At 69.1% G+C, this 6,822-nt stretch carries 7 protein-coding genes; 4 read left to right on the forward strand and 3 right to left on the reverse strand.

The window, feature by feature from the left end; all coding sequences use genetic code 11:
* The first annotated feature begins 6 nt into the window (after nucleotides 1–6).
* From VGT00_18765 to VGT00_18780, 4 genes are all read left to right on the forward strand, one after another.
* Entirely contained in the window at nucleotides 7–999 is a 993-nt protein-coding gene (locus VGT00_18765; GenBank protein HEV8533473.1) for a DnaJ C-terminal domain-containing protein, read from the forward strand.
* Nucleotides 996–1,382 carry a MerR family transcriptional regulator gene (locus tag VGT00_18770; GenBank protein HEV8533474.1) on the forward strand — a complete coding sequence of 129 codons (387 nt, stop codon included), beginning with the start codon at nucleotides 996–998 and terminating at the stop codon, nucleotides 1,380–1,382. Before VGT00_18765 ends, VGT00_18770 begins: the two co-directional genes overlap by 4 nt.
* 22 nt (nucleotides 1,383–1,404) lie before the next feature.
* Nucleotides 1,405–3,867 carry an endopeptidase La gene (gene lon, locus VGT00_18775; protein ID HEV8533475.1) on the forward strand — a complete coding sequence of 821 codons (2,463 nt, stop codon included), beginning with the start codon at nucleotides 1,405–1,407 and terminating at the stop codon, nucleotides 3,865–3,867.
* 99 nt (nucleotides 3,868–3,966) lie between these two features.
* Nucleotides 3,967–4,650, forward strand: a complete 684-nt coding sequence (locus tag VGT00_18780) for a lytic transglycosylase domain-containing protein (protein ID HEV8533476.1) — start codon at nucleotides 3,967–3,969, stop codon at nucleotides 4,648–4,650.
* Nucleotides 4,651–4,930: 280 nt separating this feature from the next.
* Here the strand turns inward: VGT00_18780 and VGT00_18785 are convergent, their stop codons facing one another.
* From VGT00_18785 to VGT00_18795, 3 genes are all read right to left on the reverse strand, one after another.
* A complete protein-coding gene (locus tag VGT00_18785) occupies nucleotides 4,931–5,359 on the reverse strand; it encodes a hypothetical protein (GenBank protein ID HEV8533477.1) in 429 nt (142 codons plus the stop codon).
* On the reverse strand, nucleotides 5,359–5,928 hold the full coding sequence (locus VGT00_18790) for an isochorismatase family protein (protein ID HEV8533478.1): 570 nt from the start codon (nucleotides 5,926–5,928) through the stop codon (nucleotides 5,359–5,361). Before VGT00_18790 ends, VGT00_18785 begins: the two co-directional genes overlap by 1 nt.
* 21 nt (nucleotides 5,929–5,949) lie before the next feature.
* Nucleotides 5,950–6,822: ATP-binding protein (locus VGT00_18795; protein HEV8533479.1), on the reverse strand; the 873-nt coding region annotated here is incomplete at its 5' end.

Below are 6,822 nucleotides of genomic sequence, written 5' to 3' on the forward strand. Positions count from 1 at the left end.
GGCCGCATGTCCCGTGACTACTACGCGGTTCTCGAGATTGGCGTCGGGGCGACGCCTGCGCAAGTCAAGCGGGCGTATCAGCGCCTGGCCCGGCGGTACTCGCCGGACATCAATTTCTGGGACCGCGATACTCAGGCCCTCTTCGAGGAGATCGTCGAAGCCTATCGCGTGCTGAGCGATCCCTCCGCGCGGGGCGTCTACGATCGCCACGGGGGTCAAGGCCGTTCACGGCCGGAGAGGGCCAATCCGAAGTCTGCTTTCGGAGGCCGCCGGGGCGACGATGCCCACGTCGCCGTGGAGCTGTCGTTCGTCCAGGCGGCCTCCGGGGCCTCCGCCGATGTCACCGTCGAGCGCCTCGGGTCGTGTGAGACGTGTGACGGCACGGGCGGCCGCCCCCATGCCCCCACCTCGCGCTGCGAGCACTGCGCGGGCGCCGGCACGGTCTGGCGACGCGAAGGAACGCTGACGGCGGACCGCTGTCCCGCCTGCGGCGGCACCGGCGAGCGGGTCAGCGAGCCGTGCCCCGATTGCCGCGGCCGCGGGCTGCGCCCGGAGCGGACGACGGTGCCGGTGGCCATCCCCGCCGGGGTGGACTCCGGCGCTCAGATTCGCGTGGCGGGAGAAGGTGATGCCGGACCAGGGGGAGGGCCGAGGGGCGACCTGATCGTCATAGCCCGAGTGCACGAGGACCCTGCCTTCACGCGCAAGGGCGACAACCTCCACGTGGAGACGCACGTCACCGTCGCCGAGGCCGTCCTGGGCGCGCGGGTGCCCGTACGGACTCTCGAGGGCACGGCGGAGCTGGTGGTGCCGCCGGGTACCCAGAGCGGCCAAGTCCTGAGACTGCGCGGGCGCGGGCTGCCGCGGCTCACCAGTCCTGGCCGCGGCGATCTCTTCGTCACCGTGCGCGTCGAGATTCCGCGCGGCATCGACGCGCGGACCCAGGAGCTCTTTCGCGAGCTCGGCCGGCTGCTCCCGCGACAGGGAGTGGGGTCGTGACAGACAAGGGCAAGCCCCTCTACATGATCGGTGTGGTCGCCGACATGCTGAAGCTTCATCCCCAGACCCTGCGCATGTACGAAAAGAAGGGGTTGATCAGGCCTTCGCGCACGGAAGGGCGGACCCGGATGTACTCGGCCGGCGACGTCGACGAGATCGCCCGGGTCATCCGGCTCGCTCGGGACCTCGGGGTGAATCTGGCGGGCATCGAGATCATCCTAAAGATGAGACGGCGGATGCTCGATATGCAGACTCAGATCGAGGACCTGACGAGCTACGTGCAGGGAGAGATGGGGGAGATGCGCGATCCAGCCGTCCGCGGCCGCAGCGAGGCCCTGGTGCGGGCCGCCTCGACCCAGCTGAAGCCCGTGGACCTCTTCTGAGCGGGCGGAAAGGACGCATGCGATGACGGACAAGATGAAGACAGACGGCGGGCCGGCGGACATGGCCGTGCCGGAGATCGTTTCGATCCTGCCCCTGCGCGATCTGGTGGTGTTCCCGCACGCCGTCCTGCCCCTGGCCGCCGGGCGCGAGTCCTCCCTTCGCTTGATCGAGGACGCGGTTCGCGCGGGCCGACCCATCGGCACCTTCGGTCAGCTCGACGCGACCATGGACGCGCCGACGGAGAACGACCTGCACAGGATCGGCACCTTCACGGCCATCCACAAGGTGATCAAGCAGCCCGATGGGCCTGTTCGGCTGGCCGTGCAGGGGCTGTCGCGCATCCGCCTGATCGAAGTGGTCCAGACCCACCCCTTCATGAAGGCGCGGGTGGAAGAGGTGGTCGAGACCATGCCGCCCGCCGGTGACCTCGAGAGCGAAGCCCTGGTGCGCACGGCCACGACCGTGTTCCGCAAGATCGTGGAGCTCTCGCCGCATCTGCCCGACGAGCTGGCCGAGGCCATCGCCAACGTCACGCACGCGGGGCGGGTCGCCGACGCCATCGCGGCGTCGCTGCCCTCGCTGACTCCCCAGGCCAAGCAGGAGCTGCTGGCCACGGCCGACGTCAAGGCACGCCTCCAGCGGCTCGTCGCCCTCCTGACCAAGGAGGCCGAGGTGCTCGAGCTCGGCTCGCGCATCCAGTCCCAGGTCGAATCCGAGGTCGGCAAGGGCCAGCGGGACTACTACCTCCGGGAGCAGCTCAAGGCCATCCAGAAGGAGCTCGGCCAGAGCGACGATCGCACCCAGGAGATCGACGAGCTGCGCGGCAAGATCGAGGCGGCCGGCATGACCGAGGAAGCGAAGAAGGAGGCTCTGCGCGAGCTCGACCGCCTCGCCAAGATGCCGCCCGCCGCCGCCGAGTACACGGTGGCGCGGACCTACCTCGAATGGCTGGTGGCGCTGCCGTGGAGCAAGGAGACGGAGGACACGCTCGACCTGGTGCAGGCACGGACCGTCCTCGACGACGACCACTCGGGGCTCGAGAAGGTGAAGGAGCGCATTCTCGAGTATCTCGCCGTCAAGAGCATGCGCCCGGTCGGTCGGGACCCCATCCTCTGCTTCGTGGGTCCTCCCGGCGTGGGCAAGACCTCGCTGGGGCGTTCCATCGCGCGGGCCCTGGGACGGAAATTCCACCGGATCTCGCTCGGCGGCATGCGGGATGAGGCGGAGATCCGCGGGCATCGCCGCACCTATATCGGGGCGCTCCCCGGGCAGATCATCCAGGGGTTGCGCCGCGCCGAGTCCAAGAATCCCGTCCTGATGCTCGACGAGATCGACAAGCTCGGGATGGACTTCCGGGGTGATCCCGCCTCGGCGTTGCTCGAGGTGCTCGATCCGGAGCAGAACGTCGCCTTCCGGGACCACTACGTGGACGTGGCGTTCGATCTCTCGCGCGTGCTCTTCATCACCACGGCCAACATGCTCGACACGGTGCCCCCGGCCCTCCGGGACCGGATGGAGATCATCGAGCTGCCGGGTTACACGGAGGAGGAGAAGGTCCAGATCGCGCGCAAGCATCTCGTGCCCAAGCAGGTCCGCGACCATGGACTGACGACCACGGGGGGATCGACGACCAGCGAGGGAGCGACCACGGGCGGCGAGGCCGCGCAGATCCGCTTCACGGACGCCGCCCTCACCAACCTGATCCGCCACTATACGCGCGAGGCGGGGCTGCGGAATCTCGAGCGCGAGATCGCCACCATCACGCGCAAGATCGCCAAGCGCCGGGTCGAGGGCCACGTGGAGCTGGTCGAGGTGACGCCAGATCTGGTCGGTGAGCTTCTCGGCGCGCCCCGCTTCCTCGTCGAGGAGCTCGAGGAGCGCACGCGCATCCCCGGAGTCACGGTCGGTCTGGCCTGGACTCCCGCGGGAGGCGACATTCTCTTCATCGAGGCCACCCGCATGAAGGGCAGCAAGACGCTCACCCTCACCGGCCAGCTCGGAGACGTGATGAAGGAGTCGGCCCAGGCCGCGCTGTCCTGGGTGCGCTCCCACGCCACCGAGCTCGGCATCCGCTCCGACTTCTGGGAGACGTCGGACATCCATGTCCACATCCCCGCGGGCGCCATCCCCAAGGATGGGCCATCGGCGGGTGTGACCATGGTGACGGCGCTGGCCTCCCTCATGAGCAGTCGCCCGGTCAAGCCGCGTCTGGCCATGACGGGCGAGGTGACGCTCTCGGGCCGGGTGCTGGCCGTGGGCGGCATAAAGGAAAAGGTGCTGGCCGCGCGTCGCGCGGGCGTGACGACGGTGATCCTGCCGCGTCGGAACGAGAAGAACCTGCTCGAGGACGTGCCGAAGCATCTGCGCGAATCCATGACCTTCCATCTCGTGGATTCGGTCGAGGAGGCCCTGGATCTCGCGCTCGAGGACGCCCTTCCGAGAAGCGGCCGGATGAAGGACGCCCTGGTGCCCTCGCGGAACTGAGCGTCAACTAGCCGTACTGGAAGGACAAATCGGCTGCCGCGACCCGGCAGCCGATTTCAGTTTACGCAAGAGGGCCCGGTCCGCTATGTTCGATCCATTGTGCTCCGCGCCCTCGTGATCTCCTCACTGCTGCTCCTCTCCGCCCTCCCCACCGAGGCGGCGGGCTCCTCTCTCTATCGCTGGGAGGACGGCGAGGGCGTGGCCCACTTCACCAATGCGCCCACGGACGGCCGCTTCCGCCGCCTCGGCGCGCTCTCCTCAGGTACCGCGCAGGGCTGGCTGCGGCTCCCCGAGGCCGTGCGCACGCACTATGGCGACGAGATCCGCGAGATGGCGACGCGCCACGGTGTCGCGCCCGACCTGGTCGAGGCGGTGATCCGGGTCGAGTCGGCCTTCAACCCTCGGGCCGTGTCGAACAAGGGCGCCCAGGGGCTGATGCAGCTCATGCCGCGCACCGCCTCCGCGCTCGGGGTGCGCAATGCCTTCGATCCGCGCGAGAACATCGAGGGCGGCGTGCGTCACCTGCGCTATCTGCTCGACCGGTACCCGGGGAATACGGCCCTGGCCCTGGCCGCCTACAATGCGGGCGAGAAGGCGGTGGACAACTACGGCGGCGTCCCGCCATATGCCGAGACCCAGCAATACGTGCAGAAGATCCTCGGCACGGGTGGCTGGTCGGGAACGCGGTCGGTGCGGACCATCATCTTCCGTTACACGGAGTCAGACGGGACGGTCACCTACAGCAATGTCCCGAGGGGAACAGCAGGTCCGAGCTTTCGCTAGCGCGCCGGACCGATAAGCTTCGCCAGATCGATTCAGCCCTCGCCTCGCCGGTCTCCTCGCCTGCGGCTCGTCGGCACCATCTCGGCTCGAAGGTCCACTCAGCCCTCGCCTCGCGCCTTCGTCGCTCAGCTCGAAGGATCACGTTCTCGGTCGCAGCCCTCAACGTATAACCGCATACGCCTCGGGCTGGCTCCTCCCTCGGGCGTGGCATTTCGAGATGAGGGGCGCAGCCCCGAGGCGAGGGCTGAGTTGAGGTGGCTCGCTTCTCGCTCCGGCGCGACTAGCGTCGCTTCCAGACAGTGTCGAGAAAGCGGTCGAGGAAGCCGTCCTTGATGAAGATCTCCACCGCCTCGCGCGTCGCCTCCTGATCCATCCCCCACAGCGCCGCCCGCTTGCCGCCTTCCGGGGCGCACTGGACGAAGATCCGCTCGTCCCGCGTGTAGGCGACAGGCAGTCCCTCGTAGATCTGCGCCGCGAACGCGTTGACCCCCGGCCCGCCCACCGCGATGGCGGGGAAGAGCTCGGCCATCTCCTGATTGACCATCCACATGTCGGTCACGACCACGCCGCTCCGGTTCTCGTCGCCTTCGCTCCGCGAGCCGATGGCGCGCTTGAGCTCGTAGGCGATGGGCCGGTCTTCCTCCTCGGGCAGGATGCCGTAGCCCACCACGAGGAGGACGGTCGAGCCGATATCGAAATAGCGGGGCATCAGCGGATGAGACGGGCCAGTTCTCGGAAGTCCTCGGAATCGGCCTGGCCGAGGAGCTGGAACATCAGCGTCTCGGTGGCGCTCACCACGGCGCCCGCCTGGCGCAGCTGCTCGGTGGCGAGCCGCCAGTTGGCCTGGGTGCGCGAGGTGATGGCATCGGCGGCGACGTGGACGGCCAGGTCCGCCCCGAGAAGGTCCAGAGCCGTCATGAGCACGCAGACATGCGCCTCGATGCCGGCCAGGATCACGCGGCGGGTGCCCAGTGTCTGAAGGCGCGCCCGTGCCTCCTCGGCCGCCCAGCACGAGAACACGACCTTGGCCACGGGCCGGACATCGGCGGGCAGCGCGTCGCGCAGCTCCTGCAAGGTGTGGCCGAGGCCCTTGGCATACTGCTCGGTCACGACGATGGACAGCTTGAGTCGCTTGGCCGTGGCCACGAGGATCTTGATGTTGCGCATGACCTCTTCGCGGTGATCGGCGTCCATGGCGGGGAAGAGCCGCTCCTGGACGTCCACGAGGAGAAGCGTGGTGCCCTCGCGGGGCAGGGTCATCGGGTGCGGAGTGTCCATGGGGATCTCCTTGGGGTCGGATCAGAGGCATCGGTCCAAGCCCCGGTACTGCAGCGCCTCGGACACGTGCTCCGTCGCTATCCTCTCACACCCCGACAGGTCGGCGATAGTGCGGGCGACCTTGAGGACGCGGTCGTGGCCCCGCGCGGAAAGGCCGAGCCGGCTCACCGCCTGCTGGAGGAGCCGGGCGGCCTCGGGGGGCACCCCGCAGAACCGCCGCACCTGCCGGCCGCTCATGCGGGCATTGACGCGGGTGGTGCCGCCGACGAAGCGCGCGCGCTGGCCCTCGCGGGCCGCCTCCACCCGCCCTCGGACCACGGATGATGTCTCTCCGAGCGTTCCCGAGAGCTCCGCATAAGGCACCGCGGGCACGTCCAGGTGCAGATCGATCCGGTCCAGGAGCGGGCGCGAGAGCCGCGCCAGGTAGTGGCGACGCTCGCCCGCCGTGCAGACGCAGCTGGAGAGCGACGCGCAGCCGCGACGACACGGATTGGCCGCGCCCACCATCTGAAAGCGCGCGGGGAAGGCCGCGCTGCCCGCTGCGCGCGCGATCATGATGCTGCCGTCCTCGAGGGGCTGGCGGAGCGCCTCGAGCACGCGCTGGGAGAATTCCGGAAGCTCGTCGAGGAAGAGCACGCCCAGGTGGGCGAGGCTCGCCTCGCCCGGACGGGGCAGACGGCCGCCCCCGATGAGGCCCGCCTCCGAGGCCGTGTGGTGAGGCGCGCGAAACGGACGGTAGTGGACGAGGCCATGGCCGGCGGGCAGGAGACCCGCCACGCTCCACACGGCGGTGACCTCGATCGATTCGTCGAGCGAGAGCGGAGGCAGGATGGTGGGCAGCCGGCGGGCCAGCATGGTCTTGCCCGAGCCGGGCGGCCCCAGCATCAAGATATT

Source organism: Candidatus Methylomirabilota bacterium (assembly GCA_036002485.1).
Lineage (GTDB): Bacteria > Methylomirabilota > Methylomirabilia > Rokubacteriales > CSP1-6 > AR37.